General features: G+C 59.6%; 16 protein-coding genes and 2 pseudogenes. 11 read left to right on the top strand and 7 right to left on the bottom strand.

The window, feature by feature from the left end; genetic code table 11:
• Positions 1-21 precede the first annotated feature (21 nt).
• The 3 genes from ACZZ0D_RS19310 to ACZZ0D_RS19320 all read left to right on the top strand — a co-directional run bounded on the left by ACZZ0D_RS19310 (position 22) and on the right by ACZZ0D_RS19320 (position 3,036).
• Positions 22-1,473 carry a mannose-1-phosphate guanylyltransferase/mannose-6-phosphate isomerase gene (locus tag ACZZ0D_RS19310; protein WP_159812211.1) on the top strand — a complete coding sequence of 484 codons (1,452 nt, stop codon included), beginning with the start codon at positions 22-24 and terminating at the stop codon, positions 1,471-1,473.
• 237 nt (positions 1,474-1,710) lie between these two features.
• The gene (locus ACZZ0D_RS19315; RefSeq protein ID WP_463554028.1) at positions 1,711-2,175 is read left to right on the top strand and encodes a multidrug transporter; all 465 of its coding nucleotides are present in this window, start codon (positions 1,711-1,713) and stop codon (positions 2,173-2,175) included.
• Between the two features lie 36 nt (positions 2,176-2,211).
• Complete coding sequence (locus tag ACZZ0D_RS19320; RefSeq protein WP_463554029.1) at positions 2,212-3,036, top strand: SDR family oxidoreductase; 825 nt, start codon at positions 2,212-2,214, stop codon at positions 3,034-3,036.
• 106 nt (positions 3,037-3,142) lie between these two features.
• Here ACZZ0D_RS19320 and ACZZ0D_RS19325 read toward each other — a convergent pair whose 3' ends face one another.
• A complete protein-coding gene (locus tag ACZZ0D_RS19325) occupies positions 3,143-4,024 on the bottom strand; it encodes a LysR family transcriptional regulator (protein WP_463554030.1) in 882 nt (293 codons plus the stop codon).
• Between the two features lie 109 nt (positions 4,025-4,133).
• Here ACZZ0D_RS19325 and ACZZ0D_RS19330 point away from each other — a divergent pair, with 109 nt between their 5' ends.
• The 3 genes from ACZZ0D_RS19330 to ACZZ0D_RS19340 all read left to right on the top strand — a co-directional run bounded on the left by ACZZ0D_RS19330 (position 4,134) and on the right by ACZZ0D_RS19340 (position 7,398).
• Positions 4,134-5,504 (top strand): MFS transporter, encoded by a 1,371-nt coding sequence (locus ACZZ0D_RS19330; RefSeq protein WP_463554031.1) that lies wholly within the window; start codon positions 4,134-4,136, stop codon positions 5,502-5,504.
• A complete protein-coding gene (locus tag ACZZ0D_RS19335) occupies positions 5,501-5,899 on the top strand; it encodes a DUF4440 domain-containing protein (RefSeq protein WP_463554032.1) in 399 nt (132 codons plus the stop codon). Before ACZZ0D_RS19330 ends, ACZZ0D_RS19335 begins: the two co-directional genes overlap by 4 nt.
• 203 nt (positions 5,900-6,102) lie before the next feature.
• Positions 6,103-7,398 carry an NHL repeat-containing protein gene (locus ACZZ0D_RS19340; RefSeq protein WP_463554033.1) on the top strand — a complete coding sequence of 432 codons (1,296 nt, stop codon included), beginning with the start codon at positions 6,103-6,105 and terminating at the stop codon, positions 7,396-7,398.
• Positions 7,399-7,450: 52 nt separating this feature from the next.
• On the opposite strand, the pseudogene ACZZ0D_RS19345 reads toward ACZZ0D_RS19340, so the two are convergent.
• The 4 genes and pseudogenes from ACZZ0D_RS19345 to ACZZ0D_RS19360 form a co-directional block, all read right to left on the bottom strand.
• A pseudogene (locus ACZZ0D_RS19345) lies at positions 7,451-8,311 on the bottom strand (efflux RND transporter periplasmic adaptor subunit).
• Between the two features lie 10 nt (positions 8,312-8,321).
• Positions 8,322-8,522 (bottom strand): DUF1656 domain-containing protein, encoded by a 201-nt coding sequence (locus ACZZ0D_RS19350; RefSeq protein ID WP_007914106.1) that lies wholly within the window; start codon positions 8,520-8,522, stop codon positions 8,322-8,324.
• On the bottom strand, positions 8,512-10,704 hold the full coding sequence (locus ACZZ0D_RS19355) for an FUSC family protein (RefSeq protein WP_463554034.1): 2,193 nt from the start codon (positions 10,702-10,704) through the stop codon (positions 8,512-8,514). The genes ACZZ0D_RS19350 and ACZZ0D_RS19355 overlap by 11 nt, the downstream gene beginning before the upstream one ends.
• A 141-nt stretch (positions 10,705-10,845) precedes the next feature.
• Positions 10,846-12,345 (bottom strand): efflux transporter outer membrane subunit, encoded by a 1,500-nt coding sequence (locus ACZZ0D_RS19360; protein WP_463554035.1) that lies wholly within the window; start codon positions 12,343-12,345, stop codon positions 10,846-10,848.
• Positions 12,346-12,625: 280 nt separating this feature from the next.
• Between ACZZ0D_RS19360 and ACZZ0D_RS19365 the strand changes: the two genes are divergently transcribed.
• The 4 genes from ACZZ0D_RS19365 (at position 12,626) to ACZZ0D_RS19380 (ending at position 16,686) form a co-directional block, all read left to right on the top strand.
• Entirely contained in the window at positions 12,626-13,594 is a 969-nt protein-coding gene (locus tag ACZZ0D_RS19365; protein ID WP_008088899.1) for a LysR family transcriptional regulator, read from the top strand.
• Positions 13,595-13,974: 380 nt separating this feature from the next.
• Positions 13,975-14,349, top strand: a complete 375-nt coding sequence (locus ACZZ0D_RS19370) for a DUF6124 family protein (RefSeq protein ID WP_008088901.1) — start codon at positions 13,975-13,977, stop codon at positions 14,347-14,349.
• Positions 14,350-15,056: 707 nt separating this feature from the next.
• Complete coding sequence (locus tag ACZZ0D_RS19375) at positions 15,057-16,031, top strand: 2-hydroxyacid dehydrogenase (RefSeq protein WP_463554036.1); 975 nt, start codon at positions 15,057-15,059, stop codon at positions 16,029-16,031.
• A 145-nt stretch (positions 16,032-16,176) separates the two neighbouring features.
• Positions 16,177-16,686 (top strand): DUF2165 family protein, encoded by a 510-nt coding sequence (locus ACZZ0D_RS19380; RefSeq protein WP_463554037.1) that lies wholly within the window; start codon positions 16,177-16,179, stop codon positions 16,684-16,686.
• 20 nt (positions 16,687-16,706) lie between these two features.
• Here the strand turns inward: ACZZ0D_RS19380 and ACZZ0D_RS19385 are convergent, their stop codons facing one another.
• Positions 16,707-17,609, bottom strand: coding sequence for a DMT family transporter (locus ACZZ0D_RS19385; RefSeq protein ID WP_159812200.1), 903 nt, complete (start codon positions 17,607-17,609; stop codon positions 16,707-16,709).
• 139 nt (positions 17,610-17,748) lie between these two features.
• Here ACZZ0D_RS19385 and ACZZ0D_RS19390 point away from each other — a divergent pair.
• Positions 17,749-18,625 (top strand): annotated as a pseudogene (locus ACZZ0D_RS19390) (helix-turn-helix domain-containing protein).
• Between the two features lie 201 nt (positions 18,626-18,826).
• Here the strand turns inward: ACZZ0D_RS19390 and ACZZ0D_RS19395 are convergent.
• Positions 18,827-21,256 carry a TonB-dependent siderophore receptor gene (locus ACZZ0D_RS19395; protein WP_463554038.1) on the bottom strand — a complete coding sequence of 810 codons (2,430 nt, stop codon included), beginning with the start codon at positions 21,254-21,256 and terminating at the stop codon, positions 18,827-18,829.
• Positions 21,257-21,260: the final 4 nt, after the last annotated feature.

Consider the following 21,260-nt stretch of genomic DNA (forward strand, 5'->3'; position numbering starts at 1 on the left):
CGATTTTATGGAGTAAACAATATGATTCCGGTGATCTTGTCAGGTGGTAGCGGTTCACGTCTTTGGCCGCTTTCGCGTAAGCAGTTCCCTAAGCAATTCCTCGCCCTGACCGGCGAACACACGCTCTTCCAGCAGACCCTCGAGCGCCTGGTGTTCGAAGGCATGGACACCCCGATCGTGGTCTGCAACAAGGATCACCGCTTCATCGTCAACGAGCAGTTGAGCAATCGTAATCTGGAATGCCAGCGCATCCTGATGGAACCGTTCGGCCGCAACACCGCGCCGGCCGTGGCGTTGACCGCGATGATGCTGGTCAATGAAGGTCGCGACGAACTGATGCTGGTGCTGCCGGCTGACCACGTCCTCGAAGACCAGAAAGCCCTGCAACGCGCCCTCGCCCTCGCCACCGTCGCCGCTGAAAACGGCGAAATGGTGCTGTTCGGCGTACCGGCGACCAAACCGGAAACCGGTTACGGCTACATCAAATCCACTGCGGATTCGCTGCTGCCCGAAGGCGTCAGCCGCGTCTCGCACTTCGTCGAAAAACCTGACGTCAAACGCGCTACCGAGTACGTGCAGTCCGGCGGTTACTACTGGAACAGCGGCATGTTCCTGTTCCGCGCCAGCCGCTTCCTCGAAGAGCTGAAAAAGCACGATCCGGACATCTACGACACCTGCCTGCTGACCCTTGAGCGCAGCGAGCAGGATGCCGACACCGTGACACTGGACGAAGCCACCTTCGCCTGCTGCCCGGACAACTCCATCGACTACTCCGTGATGGAAAAAACCCAGCGCGCCTGCGTGGTGCCGCTGACCGCTGGCTGGAGCGATGTCGGTTGCTGGTCGTCGCTGTGGGAAGTCAACGAGAAAGACGCCAACGGCAACGTCACCAAAGGCGACGTGGTCATCCAGGACAGCAAGAACTGCATGATCCATGGCAACGGCAAACTGGTGTCGGTGATCGGTCTGGAAAACATCGTCGTGGTCGAAACCAAAGACGCCATGATGATTGCCCACAAAGACAAGGTTCAGGGCGTCAAGCAAATGGTCAACACGCTCAACGAGCAGGGCCGCAGCGAAACCCAGAACCATTGCGAAGTCTATCGTCCGTGGGGCTCGTACGACTCGGTGGACATGGGCGGGCGTTTCCAGGTCAAGCACATCTCGGTAAAACCGGGCGCATGCCTGTCGCTGCAGATGCACCACCACCGCGCCGAACACTGGATCGTGGTCAGCGGCACCGCAGAAGTGACCTGCGATGAAAACGTGTTCCTGCTTTGCGAAAACCAGTCGACCTACATCCCGATCGCCTCGGTGCATCGCCTGCGCAACCCGGGCAAGATCCCGCTGGAAATCATCGAAGTCCAGTCGGGCTCGTACCTGGGCGAAGACGACATCGAACGCTTCGAAGACATCTACGGCCGCTCCACCCCGATCGAACGCGGCGTGTCGGTGAAAACCATCGCGCAGTAACTGATCGGCAAAACAAGAAGCCCTCGTCCAGCCCGTTGCGTTCCCTATCCGCAGCGGGTTGGGCGGGGGCTTTTTTTTTAGAAGCGAAAGATCGCAGCCTGCGGCAGCTCCTACAGGGCAAACGTGTTCCAACTGTAGGAGCTGCCGCAGGCTGCGATCTTTTGACTTTGCCCTTCCCATCGCCAACCTCACCTACGCTTAGGTAGGATGACCCTCTCTCTCCTAGAGGTTGTACACATGTTCATCGGCATTTTGCTGGTCATCACCTGGCTGATCCTGTTGCTGCGCTATCCGGCCAAAGCCTTTCCGGTGTCAGTGGCAGCCGCTATCGGCCTCGGTCTGGTAGCGATGTGGGTGGTGTGGCTGGACAACCGCGAGATCAAGCAACTGGCGCGTCTTGAGTTACGCATCAGCTACGCGCCGGAGCAATGCCCGGCCGATCGCCCGCTGCAACTGAAGATGAACAACGGCAACAGCGTGCCGCTGACCGAACTGCGCTGGCGCATTGCAGCCTACGCGCCGGGTGACACGGTCAACCTGGCCGACAACCAATACACCGCGCCGCGCTACCGTGGCCCCGGCGAATTGCAGGCCGGTTCGACATGGGAAGACTGTTTGCCATTGCCGCCACTGCGTCCCGGTTATCGCCCGCAAACTCTGGAGTTCCGCGCCGAGCATTTGCAGGGTAGTTTCTCCGACTGATCCCCCTTCCCAACTTTTTTGCACAAGGAATGCGCCATGCCCGTTGCGTTGATTACCGGTTGTTCCAGCGGCATCGGCCGCGCGCTTGCCGATGCGTTTAAAACGGCGGGCTACGAAGTCTGGGCCAGTGCGCGCAAGGCCGACGATGTCGCTGCATTGAGTGCGGCCGGTTTTACCGCCGTGCAACTGGATGTCAACGACGGCGCGGCGCTGGCGCAACTCGGCGAGCGAATCAGTCAGGAGCATGGCGGCCTCGACGTGCTGATCAACAACGCCGGTTATGGCGCGATGGGGCCGTTGCTCGACGGCGGTGTGCCGGCGATGCAGCGGCAGTTCGAAACCAATGTGTTTTCCATAGTCGGCGTTACCCGCGCGTTGTTTCCGGTGCTGCGGCGGGGCAAGGGACTGGTGGTGAATATCGGCAGCGTGTCAGGGGTTTTGGTCACGCCGTTTGCCGGTGCTTACTGCGCCTCGAAAGCGGCGGTGCACGCATTGACCGATGCCTTGCGCATGGAGTTGGCGCCGTTCGGCATTCGTGTGATGGAAGTGCAGCCGGGGGCGATTCAGTCGAGCTTCGCCAAGAATGCCGGGCATGAGGCCGAGCAGTTGATCAATGAACAATCGCCGTGGTTTCCGTTGCGTGAAGGCATTCGCGCGCGGGCCAAGGCTTCGCAGGACAAGCCGACGCCGGCTGCTGAGTTTGCCGCTGATTTGCTCAAGGCCGTGCGGCAGAGTAACCCGCCGCGCTTGATCCGCATTGGTAACGGCAGCCGGGCGTTACCGCTGTTGGCGGCGTTGTTGCCGAAGGGGTTGCTGGAGTCGGTGTTGATGAGGCGGTTCGGGTTGCAGAGGCAGCTCTGAGACCGAGTTGACGCCTTCGCGAGCAAGCCCGCTCCCACAGGAGAATGCATTCCAAATGTGGGAGCGGGCTTGCTCGCGAAGAGGCCAGACCCTACACCGAAAATCCTCAGCCCCAACCCTTCATGAAATCAATAAACGCCCGCACCTTCAGCGGCAAATGCCGGGTATCCGGGTACAGCGCGTACACCCCTTGCTGGGCAAAGCGGTAGTCGGGGAGCAAACGCACCAACCGCCCCGACTCCAGATCCTCCTGAATCAACCATTGCGGCAAAATCGCAACACCCTGCCCGGTCAAGGCAAAGGCCCTGAGCGTCGCCGAGTTGTCCGCAACAATCGCAGTGGTTCCCGGTTTCGGCTGGTAGAAATGTTCAGCACCGTGCGGATCAGTCACCGTCATCTCCGGCACCCGCCCGTGCCCCAATGTCGGCATCGACTCCAGCACCGCCAGCGTATCAACCGACGCAAAGCGCTCGACCAACCCCGGTGCTGCCACCGCAAACACCTCGAACGTCGACAGCTGCACCGCACGCAGATTGGAGTCGTGCATGCGCCCCAAACGGATCGCCATATCAAACCGTTCAGAGATCAGATCGGCATGCGTCGAAGACGTCGACAGGTGAATATTCAACTGCGGTTGCTGTTGACGAAATACCTCCAGCGCCGGCACCACTTGCGCCAGCGCGAACTCCACCGTCGTGGTAATCCGCAACGTGCCCTTGAGCTGTGAATGTTCCGAACGCGCTTCCTCAATGGCCAGTCGCGCTTCATCCAGCGTGCGCAAGCAGCGTCGATAAAAACGCTCCCCGGCATCGGTAAGCGCCAGTTGCCGGGTGTTGCGCGTGAGCAAGGTCACGCCCAATTCCTCTTCCAGCCGCTTGAGATTGAAACTCACCACCGCGCGAGTCTGGCCCAATGTGTCGGCGGCAGCGGTCAACGAGCCGGCCTCGACCACAGCTTTGAAGGTGTCGAATCGATCCAGACTGACCATGACCACGGCGCTCCTTGTCAAAATAATTTTGACAAACTAGCAGCCAAACCAGCGTTTTCCTATCACCAGAAGCGCCCTACCCTGCACGTCTCATCACAGGGAAGCTGCCATGGCTTATCGCTCGAAAGTCGCGCTGGTGTATTTGTTGGGCTTCGCCCTCGACTTGCTGAACATGTTCGTCGCCAGCATTGCCTACCCCGACATCGCCCAACAATTGCATGCCTCGGTGACGCAACTGGCGTGGATCACCAACGCCTACATGCTCGGGCTGACGCTGATCATTCCGCTGAGCGTGTGGCTGGCGGCACGGATCGGCGAACGACGGCTGATTCTCGCCTCGCTGCTGTTGTTCGGGATTGGCTCGGCGCTGGTGGCGCAAGCGGCATCGATCGAAAGCTTGATTGGCTGGCGCCTGTTGCAAGGGCTCGGTGGCGGGTTGTTGCTGCCGGTGGGTCAGGCGTTGGCGTATCGACAGTTTCCGCCGTCGCAGCGCGCGCATTTCACCGGCGTGGTGTTGCTGGTGGCGCTGATGGTGCCGGCACTGTCGCCGGCGGCGGGCGGATTGATTGTTCAGGCGTTGTCGTGGCGGTGGATTTTCTACCTGAATTTGCCGGTGACGCTGCTCGCGTTTGGCCTGGGTCTGTTCTGGCTGAAAGCCGATCAGCCTTCGAGTGAACGCCCGACGCTGGATGCGCGCGGCTTGCTATTGGCGGCGACTGCGCTGAGTTTGTTGTTGATCGCCGTCAGCATGCTGAGCGAAACAGACACCCGCATCCTCGGTCTCTTTGTCCTCGTGCTCAGCGTCCTGACCCTGTGCATTTATCTGCGTGACGGCTGGCGTAAACCCAACGCCATTCTTGATCTGCAACTGATCAAAAACCCGTCGCTGCGCTTGGCGATGCTGATCTACCTGTGCGTGCCCGGCGTGTTCACCGGCACCCACATGATCGCCGTGTTGTACCTGCACAATCTCGGCTTAGGCGCAGCGCAAATCGGGGCGTTGATGCTGCCATGGGCAGTGGGTTCGGGCGTGGCGATCATGCTCGGCAAACGCAGTTTCAATCGCCTGGGGCCGAAGCCGCTGTTGAGCGCTGGCATGCTCCTGCAATGCCTCGGTATCGTCTTGCTGATGCGCATCGAACAACCCGCCAGCACGCCGCTGATCATCGCCTACGGCCTGATGGGCCTCGGCGGCAGCCTGTGCAGCGTCACTGCGCAGACCTTGGCATTCGTCGGCATCGTGCCAGAAAAAATGGGCCACTCCAGTGCGCTGTGGAATATCAATCGTCAGCTTGGTTTTTGCCTCGGCGCGGCGTTGCTCAGCTCCTTGTTGGGGGCTTTGGGTGGTGAGGGTTTTCGCTACTGCTTCCTCGCTGCCGCGCTGCTCACGTTGCTGCCGATGGTCAGCGTGCTGCGCTTCGACTCAACCACCGTGCTCGCCCTGCTGGCGCCTAATCCCCTGAAGGAAAAATCCATATGACCGACTACAGCGAATATTTTGATGAAGTGATTCAGGCACACGAAGCCATCGAGCGATGGTTCGCCGTGGAGGGAGACGACGCTGAACTGGAGCGACTGCTAGCGCGGTTTTCGCCTGAGTTCTCCATGATTTCGCCGCTGGGCCGGATGCTGAATTTCGCGGCGTTGAGCGCTCTGTTTCGGATGGCTGGAGGTAAGAAAACCGGATTCAACATTGAGCTCAGCGAACTGCGTGCCATTGCGTTGCATGAACACGGGGCCACGGTGAGTTACCGTGAACTGCAGACGGATGCGAGCGGATTGAATACGGATCGACGCTCGACAGTGGTGTTTGAAAAAGCTGAATCCGGGCGGGTCATCTGGCGGCATTTGCACGAGACGTTCTGTCAGGGCTGATGCCGCCCTGCCACCGTTTTTTTTGCCTGTCACCTGTAATTTCTGACAGTAGACGCTTCCAAAGAAAGCGCCCATAAAGTGTCCGACAAGCACCCACAGTTTCCTGAGTGACAATCGAGCGAAAGTTGTCGTGAATGCCTTGCGCACCGTGGCTGAATAGAGACTGGTGCCACTCCTCATTCATTACTGAAGGCAGTCCGCACATGACACTTTCAAACGCTAAATCGTCTGGTTTACCCGGCACACCGGATACAGATTTCGGTAACGATAATGGCATGGCTTATCTGCAGGATTTACTCGGAAGGGATCCTGCATTCGAAGTTTTGGCTCTCTTCCGGGGCATCTACAGTGATTTGCAAGGCAAGACAGTTTTCAGTGCTGAGGTCTTCCATGAGGATCGGTACAAATATGTACTGGGTCGCATCAATGCTGATGGCACTGGCGATCCAACCTTTGCTGACAACGGTCTGCGACTGGGCAGCTTCGCTCATCCTGCGTCTTGCGGGGGTGGCAAGCTCACCGTGCAGGAAAATGGAGCCGGCCACATCTACCTGCAAGGCTGGACAGAGAATCTGACAGGCTGGGCCGACCTGGCGATTGCATGCTTCGATCAGCATGGCCAGCCGCAGACGTCATTCGGCGACAACGGCAACCTCATTATAGAAACGCCGTCGGATCAGGAACTCATGACCGACTCCTGTGCAGTGCATGTTCGATCCGATGGCAAACTGCTAATCAGCTTCAATTACACGCAGCGCAACGGCTCTCTGATTACCACTGGCGTAGTGTTGCGCCTGCAGCCCAACGGTCAACCGGATACGACTTTCAACGGCAGCGGCCGTTGGCAGTTCACCTTGGCAGACCCGTTGGCTTCAACGGCGATCAATGGCTGTCTATCCCAAGGAAAGAGCATTGTGCTGGCTGGGTATGTTCGATCCACGCCGGGGGACAATCGCGCGTTTTTTGCGCGACTGGAGGATAACGGCCAGGTCGACACGACGTTCGGCGATCCGCGCTCACCCGGTTTCCATTACATCGATCTGACCGACAAAAGCACGTTGTTCAATGCTGTGATTGAACGACCCGATGGCACCCTGCTGGCGGCAGGTGCAGCGGCTTCAAAAAGTGGCGGCAGTGTGGCCGGACTGATGGTTGCACTGACTCCCCAAGGCAGTCCCCATCTCATGTTCAACCAAGGCAAGCCCCTGCTGACCCAGTTTGATGAAGGACGTGATAACGATTGGAGCAGTGCACTGGCGCAAACCGACAACAAAATCATCCTTGCAACCGGTCAATGGTGGGCACTGGTCGCCCGCTTTAATCCAGACGCAAGTCTGGACACAGCGTTCAATGGCACCGGCTACACCGAGGCGGATTTCACCGTGCGCAACCCTCCCGTGCAACTGATCTCCCGTCAGGACGGACGAGTCATTGTCAGCGCCAACATTACGGGTATCAAACCTGAGGGTCTTGGCACTATGAAATGCTTCTTCAGTTGAACCTGCCTCGCCGCTGAATCCCCGCCTACCCACAGGCGGGGAATTTCCATAGTCACTCCCCAGCCTGATTCACCACCACCGTACAGGTAATCCCCGCCGCCAACAGAACCCCCTCCGGCACCTCATCAATGTGAATCCGCACCGGCACCCGCTGGGCCAACCGCACCCAGTTAAACGTCGGGTTCACATCCGCAATCAGCTCGCGGCTTTCCGGGTTGTCGCGGTCGTAGATGCCGCGCGAAATACTTTCCACGTGGCCCTTGAGCACTTCGCCGCTCATCAATTGCATGTCGGCTTTATCTCCGACGCGAACGTGGGGCAGTTTGGTCTCTTCGAAGAAGCCGTAAACCCAGAACGAGTTCATGTCGACCACGGCCATTTTCGCTTCGCCGATACGGGCGTAATCACCGCGATGCACGTTGAGGTTGGTCACGTAACCGTCGACGGCCGCGCGCACTTCGGTGCGTTTGAGGTTGAGTTCGGCGGCTTCCAGTTGCGCCTGAGCGTGTTGGTAATCGGCGAGCGCGGCGTCGGCGATGTTGCTGGCGTCGTCGCGGTTTTCCTTGGAAATGACCAGGTTGTCGAGATCGGCGCGACGGTGGGCATTGACCTTGCGCATCTCCCACGTCGACTTGCGCGAAGCGACCAGCGACTGCGCCTGTTTGACCGCGATGCGGTAGTGCTCGGGGTCGATCTGCATGAGCAAATCGCCCTTCTTCACCAGTTGGTTGTCGCGCACCGGCACGTCGATCACCTCGCCGGTGACGTCGGCGGCGACGTTGATGATGTCGGCACGCACGCGGCCATCGCGGGTTCACGGCGTGTTCATGTAGTGCTCCCACAACGTGCGGCCGATCCACAGCGCCAGGGCCAGCACCAGCAGGGTCGCGAGCAGGCTGAAAAACTTTTTCATGGGGACGTTCTCAACGGTAGACAGTCAGCGCCATGGCGCCGAACAGACAGGTAAACAGACTCAGACGCAGCAGCGCCGGGTGCCAGAAAAAACGGTACAGGTCGAACCCGGACAGGAACCGATCCACCGCCCAGGCCAGTGCCGCAGCGATGAAAAACATCAGGGTCATGGTCGGCATGTACACGCCGTGGAAAGCGATTTCACGAGGCATGGGCAAGTCCTTCGGGCTTGGCGACGGCGTAGGCAGCGAGCGGTGATTGCGGATCGAGCAACGAGGTGCGGATGAAGTGCAGATAGCTCTTCACCCGGCGCAATGCGGAGGTATCGAAATGCGGCGCAAACGGCTCATCGGTCGCCGCGACACGGCTGATTGCGTGATCGACAGCGACCAGTGCGCGTTCGAGATTGCTGGAGTTGGGTTGCAGAAACAGCCGCACCAACGCGCGACCCATCACGCGAATTGCCTGGCGCCACGGCTGCGATTCGGCATAGGCCGGGTGCACCGGCAGGATCGCCTGTTCCTTACGCAACTCGATGATCGCGTGGCCGACTTCGAGCACCACGAACATCCAGCGCAGCAGATTCTTTTGCACCTTAGGTTCCCCGGCCGCGAGACCATAAGCCTGATGCAGCAGATCGCGGGTGCGGCTCTCGAAGCTCGAGGCCAGGCCTTTTAGTTTGCCGCTGATTGCGTAAACCACTTGGCCGCGCAGATCCTGCTCCAGACGTTTCCACAGCCAGCGACTGTTCGGCGGCAGAATAATCGCCCCGGCAGCGGCACAGACCAGCATGCCCATGACCATGGCGATGTAGTCGTTAATGAAGGTGTAGGGGTTGTAGATCGTCAGGTTGTCCGGCACCGAACCGGTGCTGAAGAAGATCAGCAAACCAAGGCCGACACCGGCGTATTGCGGGCGCGACGTGAGGAACGAGCCGAGCACGATCACTGGCGCGAGCATCACGCACAGCAATGGAAAACCGTCGATCCACGGGAAGATGAAAAACATCTCGACGAAGCCGATCAGGGCACCGAGGAAGGTGCCGCAAGCCATCTGGAAAGCCATGCGTTTCGGGTTGGGTGTGGCAGCCGAAAGGCCCACGGTGGCGGCGGCGATCAGGGTCATCGTCGCGCCACTTGGCCATGCAGTGGCGACCCAATAACTGCCGAGCACCACCAGAATGAACGAGGCGCGTATGCCTGATGCCGCAGCGGCCCACCAGTTGGTTTGCGGGGTGAACGGTTCATCCCAGCGCTCGCGTTCGTGACGGTGATCGGCGAGTGACGCGTGGGTCTGTGCATAGCTGTGCAGGTCGTCGACGAAGCGGTAAAGCAGTTCGTACGCGGTGTGGAAATCCAGCTGCTCGGCTTCACTGGGGTCGGTGTCTTGAAAGATCGCGCGCAAGGTTCGCACGCGTGTCGGCAAACCTTCTTTGTAGGTTGCCAGCGCAGTTGCCAAACGGGCGGCATCGGGGCTGGTCAGGGCGCGGCCGCTGAAGCCGTCGAGCACTTCGGCGAGATCCTGCAGGCCCGGTCTGATCGCCGCGACCACGTGTTCTTCGCCGTTGACACGCAGGCGTTCAAGCAATTGATGCAAGGCGTTGAAGCGTGTGGTGATGCCCATGAATTCGCTGTTCAAACGGCTCAGGCGACCGTTGCGCCGGCGCATGTGCGGGTCTTCGAAAACCGTCACGCTGCGTAAACCTTCGAGGCCAACGGCTTCGGCGATAAAGCGCACGTTGCTCGCTTCGAAAGACTGGGCTTTGCTGCGTCCGCGCAGGCCATCGGTGACGAACAATGCGAACACGCCGAAGCGCTGATACAAGGCGTTGCGCATGGCGGCACTGGCGGTTTGCGGCAGGATCGCGGCGCTGATCACGGTCGCGCAAAGGATGCCCAGCGAGATCTCCAGCACTCGCCACACGGCAGCCATGAATGCGCCGTCCGGGTGCGCCAGCGCGGGCAAACCGACCATCGCGGCGGTGTAACCGGCAAGGACAAAACCGTAGGCGCGGAAGTTGCGGCAACGCGCGGCACCGGCCGAGCAGATGCCGACCCAGATCGCCAATGAGCCGAGAAACAGTTCAGTGTTTTGCGCGAACAAGGCGATCAGCGTGACCATCATCGCCGAGCCGGCCAACGTGCCGAGGAAGCGATAGAAACTCTTGGCAAACACCTGGCCGCTCTGCGGCTGCATGACGATGAACACGGTGATCATCGCCGTGCGCGGTTGCGGCAATTCCAGGCGCATGGCCAGCCACAGCGTGAGAAATGCGGCGAGCAACACCTTGAAGATGTAAACCCAGGTCACGCCATCGCTGCGCGCCCAGTCGAAAAATCCACGGCGCCATTCCAGGGAGTAGAGCCAGCGCAATGGTGCGGGCAAGGGAGTCATTAAATTCTGCTCAGAAAAGTCGGGGCGGGCCGGGATCCTGTGGGAGCGGGCTTGCTCGCGAAGGCGTGTTCAAATTCAACATCGATGTCGACTGATACGCCGCTTTCGCGAGCAAGCCCGCTCCCACATTGGGTTTTGTGTTCAACGCAGGAGAACCGGGGTTTTCGGGGCCGCTGTCTGCTCAGCACTCGGTACGTCGTTGCCGGCGCCAAGACCACCACCCAACGCAGTCACCAATTCGGCATGCGCACTCAGACGCGCCGCCTGCACCTGCTGCTGCACTTGCTGCTGCTTGAACAGCAACGTCTGCGCATTGAGCACGTTGAGGTAATCGGTAAGCCCACGCTGATAAGCGATCATCGCGATGTCGTAAGTCTTCTGCGCCGTGGCCACCGACTCAGCGGCAAAGCCTTGCTGCTTGTCCATCGATTCGCGGCGGATCAACTGGTCGGAAATGTTCTTCAGCGCATTCACCAGCGTCTGGTTGTAATGCGCCACGGCGATGTCGTAACCGGCGGAGGCTTCACCGAGTTCGGCACGCAAACGCCCACCGTCAAAGATCGGCAGCGAGATCGCCGGGCCGACGTTGTAATTGAGTTTCTTGCCGGTCAAAAACTCCAGCGCGCCGCCACCCGTGGCCATGTAACCGAGGCTGCCGACCAAATCGACATTGGGATAAAACCCGGCATGCGCCACATCGATCCCACGCGCCTGCGCCGCCACTTGCCAGCGACTGGCGACTACGTCCGGTCGCTGACCGAGCAATTCGGCGGGCAATGCTGACGGCAGTTTCAACTCAGCGCCAAGGGACAAAGTCGGGCGCTGCAACTGCGCGCCCTCCCCCGGCCCTTTACCCGCCAGCGCGGCAAGTTGATTGCGACTGAGGGCAATTTCTTCATCCAGCGCATCGATTTGCCGATGGGTTTCCGGCAGCGGTGTTTCGGCCTGACTGACTTCGAAATGCGTGCCGATTCCGCCGTTCAAACGTTTCTGCGCCAGATCGAGAATCTGTTGCTGCTGCTTGAGCGTCGCCGCGACGATGTCGCGCTGGGCGTAATGCAGCGACAGTTCGATGTAGGCGCGGACGATGTTGTTCTGCAATTCCAGCTGCGCCAGTCGCGCTTCGGCCGCGCTCATGTGCGCCAGATCCACCGCGCGCTCGCTGCTATTGCTTTCGCGGCCCCAGAGGTCGAGGGCGTAGCTGAAACCCAGCGCAGCGTTGTTATCCCAGGTCGTGGTGTTGGCCAGCTCGCCCGAACCGTAGAACTGATCGGTCGGCCAGTTGTGTCGTTTGAGCGTCGATTCGCCGTTGATCTGCAACGACTCCGCCGCTTCGGTAACACCGGCTAGGGCTTTGGCCTGACGCACACGCGCAGCGGCCATGGCCATGCTCGGGCTGCCTTGCACGGCGAGGTCGATCCAGCGGTTGAGTTGCGGGTCGCCGTAGGCTTGCCACCATTGCGCGGTGGGCCAGTTGGCGTCACGGGCGGCGTGGGCGATGGCGTCGTCGGTGGCCAGTGAATTGGCTTCCAACGCCTTGCCCTGCGGGGCAATTCCGTCAGTTGAGATGCAGCCGCTGAGACCCAGGGTAAAAGCCAGAACACTGAGCGGCAAAAGCGCTCTGTTGATGCGACGCGGCACAGCTGCGAATTCCTGAGAAGAGGATAAGGCGGGGCGTGTTCTCTGTAGGAGCTGCCGCAGGCTGCGATCTTTTGATCTTGATTCCCTTAAAACAAAATCAAAAGATCGCAGCCTGCGGCAGCTCCTACAGGGATCGGCGCAATTCTATGGAAGGCCCTGTGCGGCGATAAGCTGGGATTTCTGTGAATCTTTGTTACGGTTAACGAGATAATCCCTTGGTCGGGGGTCTCAGCCCCCGAAACTTCGTGTCACAATTTGCCATCTCCCTTGAGAGCACCCCATGGACACTTTGCAAAACATGCGCGCCTTCAGTTGCGTCGCCGAAGCCGGCAGCTTCACCGCCGCCGCCGTGCAACTCGACACCACCACCGCCAACGTCTCGCGCGCGGTCTCCAACCTGGAAGCCCACCTGCAAACCCGCTTGCTCAACCGCACCACCCGGCGCATCGCCCTCACCGAGGCGGGCAAACGTTACCTGCTGCGCTGCGAACAGATCCTCGCCTACGTCGAAGAAGCCGAAGCCGAAGCCAGCGACGCCCACGCGCGCCCGGCGGGGCAGTTGAAAGTGCACACCATGACCGGCATCGGCCAGCACTTCGTCATCGACGCGATCGCCCGCTACCGCAAAACCCACCCGGACGTGACCTTCGACCTGACCCTGGCCAACCGCGTGCCGGACTTGCTCGACGAGGGTTACGACGTGTCCATCGTGCTCGCCAGCGAACTGCCCGATTCGGGTTTCGTCTCGCAACGCCTGGGCATCACCTACAGCATCGTCTGCGCCTCCCCGGCCTACGTGAAAGCCAACGGCGCCGCGCAAAAACCCAGCGACCTGCTCAACCACGCCTGCCTGCGCCTGGTCAGCCCGGTGATCCCCTTGGAGAAATGGGCGTTCGACGGCCCGGAAGGCCAGGAAGTGGTCACCATCAACAGCTCACCGTTTCTGGTGAACTCCGCCGACGCGATGAAAACCGCGATCATCAGCGGCATGGGCCTGGGCGTGCTGCCGGTGTATGCGGCGATTGAAGGTTTGCGCAACGGCACGCTGGTGCGGGTGATGCCGAACTACCGCTCGCAGGAATTGAACCTGTATGCGATCTACCCGTCGCGGCAATATCTGGATGCGAAGATCAAAACGTGGGTCGAATACCTGCGCGGGTCGTTGCCAGAAATCCTCGCCGCGCACCAAGCCGAACTGGCCGCCTACGAACTCAGCGGCACCCTCGCCGGCGCCCGAGTCGCCAACTGACCTTTAAACACACCACGCCCCTGTAGGAGCTGCCGCAGGCTGCGATCTTTTGATCTTGCCGTTTAAAAATCAAAAGATCGCAGCCTACGGCAGCTCCTACAGAACGGGAATTTCGCGGATGTTTCCGACAGGTCGCGTCGGTTGTCCGTCGGAAGCGAGGTGGATAGGCTTTGGGTGTCGCTGACGAATCAGCGACCGGGCTTGGTCGCTCGGGTTTAGAATGGCGCACTTTGCAAGCTTGCTTAATGGCGAGCCGTGCGTGGGAGAGCTTCGGCTCTGCCGGGTTTCCATTCCCTGGTCGACCAACCCGCGTACGGTTCGCCACCCTATTGCTTGGTCGCAGTGCTTGGCGAACTCCACTTCCCGAATGGAGCTTCACCATGATCAAACCAACACCGAATCCCCCGGAACTCGAAGACACCACCCCCTACGAATTCCCCGGTTCAAAAAGATTCCACGAAGCCGCCGAACGCGCCCTCGACCACTACCTCAAACCCAACGCACTCACATTGCGCTTCCACAAACCCAGCACCATGTTCCAGGTCGCCCCCAATCAGGACAACGAAAGCCTGCTGGTCCACGCCTGCGAATCACTGGCACAAGCCAGCCTCATGACCAGCGACATCGCCGCCTACATCGAACTCCCGCAGCGAAGAACGATTCTGGCGATCCAGCAAATCATCATGCTCGCCGAACTGGCGGTGAACCGGGCGCTGGATAACCATGAAATATCCCAAACCCCAACCCACAACTAATCCAATGTGGGAGCGAGCCTGCTCGCGAAGACGTCAGCACATTCAACATGTTGGGCGCCTGACACACCGCTATCGCGAGCAGGCTCACTCCTACAGTTGGATTGAGTACATCTGGCAGGAATTGGTCGGCTGTCAGGCCGCCATCGCTGGCAAGCCAGGCTCCCACAGGAATTGTGTGCAGTCTGCAAGAAATGGGTCTGCTGTCAGGCCGCCTTCGCGAGCAAGCTCTGCTCCTACACAAGCACAAGCAAGATCAAAGGATCGCAGCCTGCGGCAGCTCCTACACAGGATGAGCGCAAGCTCGACAAAGCTTTTGATCTTGATCCACGGGCGACGTCGGAAGGCTGAGTGGAGGGATTGATCCGGGGGTGGGAGCGCAGCGACCGTTTGGCGCAGCCAAACACAGCGAGAGGAGGTGCAGCGAAGCAAACCGGAGGCGCTGCGCCCGGATCAATCCCGCAGCGAAGGAACCCCGAGCCCCAGCGAGCGGGCCGAACGCAGGAGCAAAGCCTTTTCGGTTACCTTTTCGGCGTTTGGAAAAGGTGACTCGCCGTAAGGGCGAAACCTCAATCCGCCATCACAAAAAAAACAGATATACACCCAAAACCCCAAGAACATGGTCGGCCCAAAGGCCGCCAAGCCCCCCGAGACAATCAAAGCGAGAAAATGTTAGCTTGCTTGCAATCAAGCCCGTCGAGCCCTCAGCAATGAAAAAGACTGTCCTGGCCTTCAGCCGCATCACCCCGCCAATGATCGAACGCCTGCAACAAGAGTTCGACGTCATCGTCCCCAACCCAAAAACCGGCGACATCAACGCCCAATTCAACGAAGCCCTGCCCCACGCCCACGGCCTCATCGGCGTCGGCCGCAAACTCGGCCAGGCCCAACTCGAAACCGCGACCAAACTCGAAGTCGTCTCCAGCGTCTCCGTCGGCTACGACAATTACGACCTCGACTACTTCAACCAACGCGGCATCATGCTCACCAACACCCCCGACGTCCTCACCGAAAGCACCGCCGACCTCGCCTTCGCCCTGATCATGAGCAGCGCCCGCCGCGTCGCCGAACTCGACGCCTGGACCAAGGCCGGCCAATGGCAAGCCAGCGTCGGCGCCCCGCTGTTCGGCAGCGACGTACACGGCAAAACCCTCGGCATCATCGGCATGGGCAACATCGGTGCCGCCATCGCCCGCCGTGGCCACCTCGGCTTCAACATGCCGATCATCTACAGCGGCAACAGCCGCAAAACAGACCTTGAACAACAACTCGGCGCCCAATTTCGCAGCCTCGACCAGCTGCTCGCCGAAGCGGATTTCGTCTGCCTGGTGGTGCCACTCAGCGACAAAACCCGCCACCTCATCAGCCACCGCGAACTGGCCTTGATGAAACCAAGCGCCATCCTCGTCAACATCTCCCGTGGCCCGGTCGTCGACGAACCCGCGCTGATCGAAGCCCTGCAGAACAACCGCATTCGCGGCGCCGGTCTGGACGTCTACGAAAAAGAACCGCTGGCCGAGTCGCCACTGTTCCAACTGAAAAACGCCGTGACCCTGCCGCACATTGGCTCCGCAACTAACGAAACCCGCGAAGCCATGGCCAACCGTGCCCTCGCCAACCTGCGCAGCGCCCTGCTCGGCGAACGCCCGCAGGATCTGGTCAACCCACAAGTCTGGCGCGGATAAAAAACGGGCAAGTGCAAAACTTGCACTTGCCCGCCACAACTTGACTACATAACTTGAAATTCAACTTTAACCCTAATAAAAGTCAAGCGCTATAAGCTCTCCAGACTATCGAATTAACGATAACGCGCTATGGAGAGCGAACACCTTGAACAACATGACCACCGAAAAACTTATCCGCTACAGCAAAGTTATCTTGATGGCCTACATCAGCTTCTTTGGTCTGTTAGTGATCACCCATAACTTTACCGACTACAATTCAAACTACGAATACGTTGCTCACATCCTGAGCATGGACACCACCACCGCCAACGAAAACATTCTGTACCGGGCGATCGACTCACCGTATCTGCACCACCGGATTTACTGGTTCATCATTACAATGGAAGTCACGTACACCGTGCTCTGCCTGATGGGGACTTATCATTTGTACCGTAAGGTCAATGACTCGGCGGACGCTTTCCATGAAGCCAAGAAGTTCTCGATCATGGGCATACTGGTTGCCATCTTCATCTATTACGTCTGCCTGCAAACCGTCGGCGTCGAATGGTTCGACATGGACACTTCGCAATCATGGAATGCAAAAGACTGGGCTCGGCACATTGTTGACTTCATCTTCCCGGTAATGATTTACATCACCTTGAAAGTCGAGCGCTGATAAAACAGCGCTCTTTCATATCAAGCTAACTTACCGTGTGGCGGAACCAAGACTGTTTTCGGTTTACGGAACACCAACACGTTCCCCAACATCACCAGCACCAGCCCGACCAGCGCCGGCGCCGTCCACTGATAACCTTCGGCAAACGCCGAAACGTTAAGCGCGACCACCGGGAACAGCACCGTGCAATACGCCGCGCGCTCCGGGCCCATGCGGCCGACCAGCGTCAGGTAAGCGGTAAAGCCGATCACCGAGCCTGGGATGACCAAGTAAAGCAGCGCGCCGACGTAACGCGGCGACCAGTCCATGTCGAACGGAATGCCTTTGACCAGGCACCACACCGACAACATCGCCGCGCCATACGCCATGCCCCAGGCATTGGTGGTCAGCGGCTTGAGGCCCGCCTTCTGCTGTAGGCTCGAGAGCATGTTGCCCGCCGAAAAACACAAGGTGCCGCACAACGCCAGACCCAGTCCCAACAAGGTTTGCGGACTGGCCTGATGCCCGGCCAGTTCGGGCCAGAACAACATGCCCAGACCGAACAGCCCCAGCGCCCCGCCCATCAATACATTGCGCGCGATGCGTTGCCCAAAGAACACCCGCGCATTCAACGCATTCCACAAAGTTGCCGTGGAAAAAACCACCGCCACCAGACCGCTGGGGATCCACTGGCTCGCCGTCAGAAAACACATGAAGTTCACACAGAACAGGCACAAGCCCTGCGCCACGCAAATCAAATGACCGCGACGGTTCATCGGTTGCAACCGACGGCTGAGCAGCAACAACACAAACAGCACCAGCGCCGCGAGGCCAAATCGATAAACAATCGACACCGGAATCGCCACCACCCCCAACTGCCATTTCAAGGCAATCCAGGTAGTGCCCCAGATCAGCACGGTCAGCAAATACAACGACAGGTTCATGGCGCTTACTCCTCAATAGGCCTTGAGTGTCTGCCGAGGCTTGCCTTCGGCGCTTGCAGATTCTTGCGCTTTTGTCCGGCAGTGGGCTGGCAGCGCGAAGTCTACGGAGTAGGATGCAAGGCGTTGGAGAGAACCGATCATGGCCGCAATCGATAACCTGCAAGTCTTTCAAGCCCTCAACCGCTCGCCGAACGCACGCCTTGTGCACAGCGCCGAGCTCGGTGACGGCTTGTCTGCAGCTTTGTGGAACCAACCATCACGACGCGCAGGAATACGAAGCGCCGAGCCATCACACGCTGTCCTGCTACATCGCTGGCGGCACCGGCACTTTCCGTCGCGGCCAGCCGGGGCAAAAAGGCGGGCCGGACAAGCTGTGCATCCTGCCCGCCGATCACGAATCGGGCTGGGTGATCAACGGTGATATTCGTTTGGCGCACCTGTATTTCAGCGCTGAACAATTCGCCCTCGGTTGCGTCACGCTGCTGGATCGTGAACCGCGTGAGATGCAATTGCGCGAGCAGACTTTTCTTGAAGATCCACAACAAGCGCAGCGCTTTCGACAATTGCTGACGTTGAACTGGGACGAGCCTGCCGAGCGTTTGCTGACCAGTAGCATCGCTCACGAATTGATCAGCCACACTTTGCTCAGCCAGGTTGGCGCGCGTCAGGGTTTGCGTTTGAAGGGTGGGCTGGCAGCGCATCAGCGTCGGCAACTGGTGGAGTTCATCGACAGCCAGTTGGCCGAGCCGATCAGCCTTGGGCAGTTGGCCGGATTATGTGCATTGTCGGAATATCACTTTGCGCGGATGTTTCGGATGAGTTTTGGCTTGCCGCCGCATCAGTACGTGCTGGCGCGACGTCTGGATCGGGCGCGGGAGTTGTTGCGCGGTACGGCGTTGCCGTTGGGGGAGATTGCCCTGGCTTGCGGGTTTGCCAGTGCGAGCCACTTTACCAATCGATTCAAGCAGGTGTTGGGCGGAACGCCGGGGGAGTATCGGCAGGCGTTTTTGCGTTGAGGCCTGGTTCCCCTCACCCCAGCCCTCTCCCGGAGGGAGAGGGGGCCGACCGAGGTGTCTGGCGTTGTACATCGACCTGAATGACCGAGTCGATTATGGATTCGGTAAAGATCGATCACGTCGGCGGAGTTCTCCAATATCCCCCAATCAGTCCCCTCTCCCTCCGGGAGAGGGTTAGGGTGAGGGGCTTTTGATTTTGACTTAAAACTCCAACGTACTCGACAACGAAACCTGCCGCGAATCCCCCATCGACACAAAGAACCGGCTCGCCGCCGACGTGTAATAAGTGCGATCAAACAGGTTCTTCACATTCAGCTGAAACTTGACCTTCTGCCCTTCAACCTGGGTGTCGTAAGTGGCAAACGCGTCCGCCACGGTATAGCTCGGCAGATCAAAATCATTCACCGCGTTACCCGCCCGCTCACCGACATACCGCGCCCCGGCACCGACGCGCAATTGATCGCCACCGATCACGCTGCCGAAGTCATACACCGCCGACAATGAGCCGCTATTCTTCGCCACGTTTTGCAGGCGCTTGCCTTTGTAGTCCGGGTCTTCCGTGACTTCGGCATCGGTGTAGGCGTAGCTGCCGATCATGCTCCAGCGCTCGCTCAACTGACCGCTCAAATCCAGTTCCAGACCGCGCGAACGCACTTCGCCGGCGGCGCTGTAAATCGTCGTTGGGCCTTCAGCATTGGCCACCAGCACGTTGCGTTTCTTGATGTCGAAAAGCGCGATATTGCCGGTGACTTGTCCTGGCAGATCGAGGCGCGCGCCCAGCTCCCACGACTTGGCTTCTTCCGGCGCGATACTGCCGTCGAGCACGGTGCTGCTGCCGCTCAGCGGGGCGATGGTCGAGTTGGGTTTGAACGATTCGGTGTAGCTGCCGTAGAACGACAAAGCGTCGGTGTAGCGATACACCAGCCCCGCGCGCGGCACCCATTTCTGCCCGTTACTGTCGGTGTTGGCCTTGAACGGCACGCCTTTGCCGGCGTACTGGTCGTACTCCTGAAAGCGCCCGCCGGCGACCAGAATCCATTGATCGGTGAGGTGAATCGAGTCCTGCATAAACACCGAATCGCTGCGCAGTTCATCGGTCTGCGCGCTGTCGGCGGCACTGACCGTGGTGCCTTCGACTTCACGGCCATACACCGGATTGACGTAGCTGAAGGTGCTCAGGCTTTTCTGGCGGATCAGGTCGGCGCGGTAGATCTTGCGGTACTCGTCATCGACGCCGAACACCAGGTCATGCTGCATGCCCAACACGTTGACCTTGCCTTCGAGGCTGGCGGTGGTGAAACGGTCGGTGCTGATCGCGTTCTGGGTGCCGTCCATGCTGCGGGTCAGCGTGCCCTTGTTGGTGTCGATGGCGGTCACGCGAACCTGACTGGCGTCGTAGGTTTCGCGATTCCAGCTGTAGCCGAAGTGGGCTTTCCAGTCGTCGTTGAGTTCGTGGTCGGCTTCGAAGTGATAGAGATCCGAACGCCCTTCCATGTTGTTGAACGGCTCGTCGAGGCGCTCGTTGCGCGAGATATCCAGTGGATGATTGGTGCGCGGATCGATCAGCGTGCCACGGTCGAACGGCGTGAGAAATTCGCGATGCTCGTAGGCGAACAACAGCTTGGTGCTTTCGCCGAACCAGGCCAGCGACGGTGCGATCAGGGTTTGGCGGAGCGTGCCGAAATTGCGCCAGTAATCTTCGTCTTCGTGATCGAGCACCATGCGATAGGCCAGCCCGGAATCGCCCAGCGCACCGGTGCTGTCGAAAGTGCCGCCGCTGCCATTCTTGCCGTCGCCGTAGGTCGAGCCGCGCAGGGTCAGGGCGTTGTATTGCGCCAGTTCCGGCTTCTTGCTGACCATGTTGACCACGCCGCCGGGGTCTTGAATCCCGTAGAGCAACGAGGCCGGGCCTTTGAGCACTTCGACGCGATCGACCGTGGCGTTCATGCCTCGGCCCTGCACGATTGGCATGCCGTCGCGCATGATCGAACCGTTGCGGTTATCGCCAAACCCGCGGGTCATCACCGAGTCCTGCGTGCTGCCCAAGGTGTTGCCCTGAGTGATGCCGCTGACGTTGGCCAGTGCATCGTCGAGATTGCGCGGCGCCTGATCGCGGATAACCTGCGCCGGGATGACGTTGACGGTCTGCGGGACTTCTTGCAGCGAGGCCGACGAGCGCATCACCGAACTGGTTTCCGGCGGCTGATAACTCAACGAATCGTCGCGCATCGAAGTGATGGTAGTGGCGCCGAGGTTCAACGCGCCTGCGGTGGGTTGCGGCTCCAGTGCCAGGGTGTGGCTGTCGGTACGGCGGAAACTCAGACCGGAACCTGTGAGCAACTTTTGCAGGGCCTGTTCCGCGCTCATCTGGCCGTTGACCGCCGGGGCGGTGAGGTCGTACGGCGCTTCATCGGTGTAGACCACGCTCTGCCCGGTGACGCGGCTGAAATCGCTCAAGGCTTGCGGCAGCGGTTTGGCGGCCAGGCTGAACGTGAACTGCTTTTGCGGCTGGCTGCTGACGGTTTCAGCGGCGCGCGCCACGCTCATCGGTAACAGCGCCAATGCCGAAAAGCTCAACGCCGACACGCCTAACCACTGTTTGACCGAACCCGATTTTGCCCTGGACTTCATGACT

The organism is Pseudomonas sp. AC193, assembly GCF_979258075.1.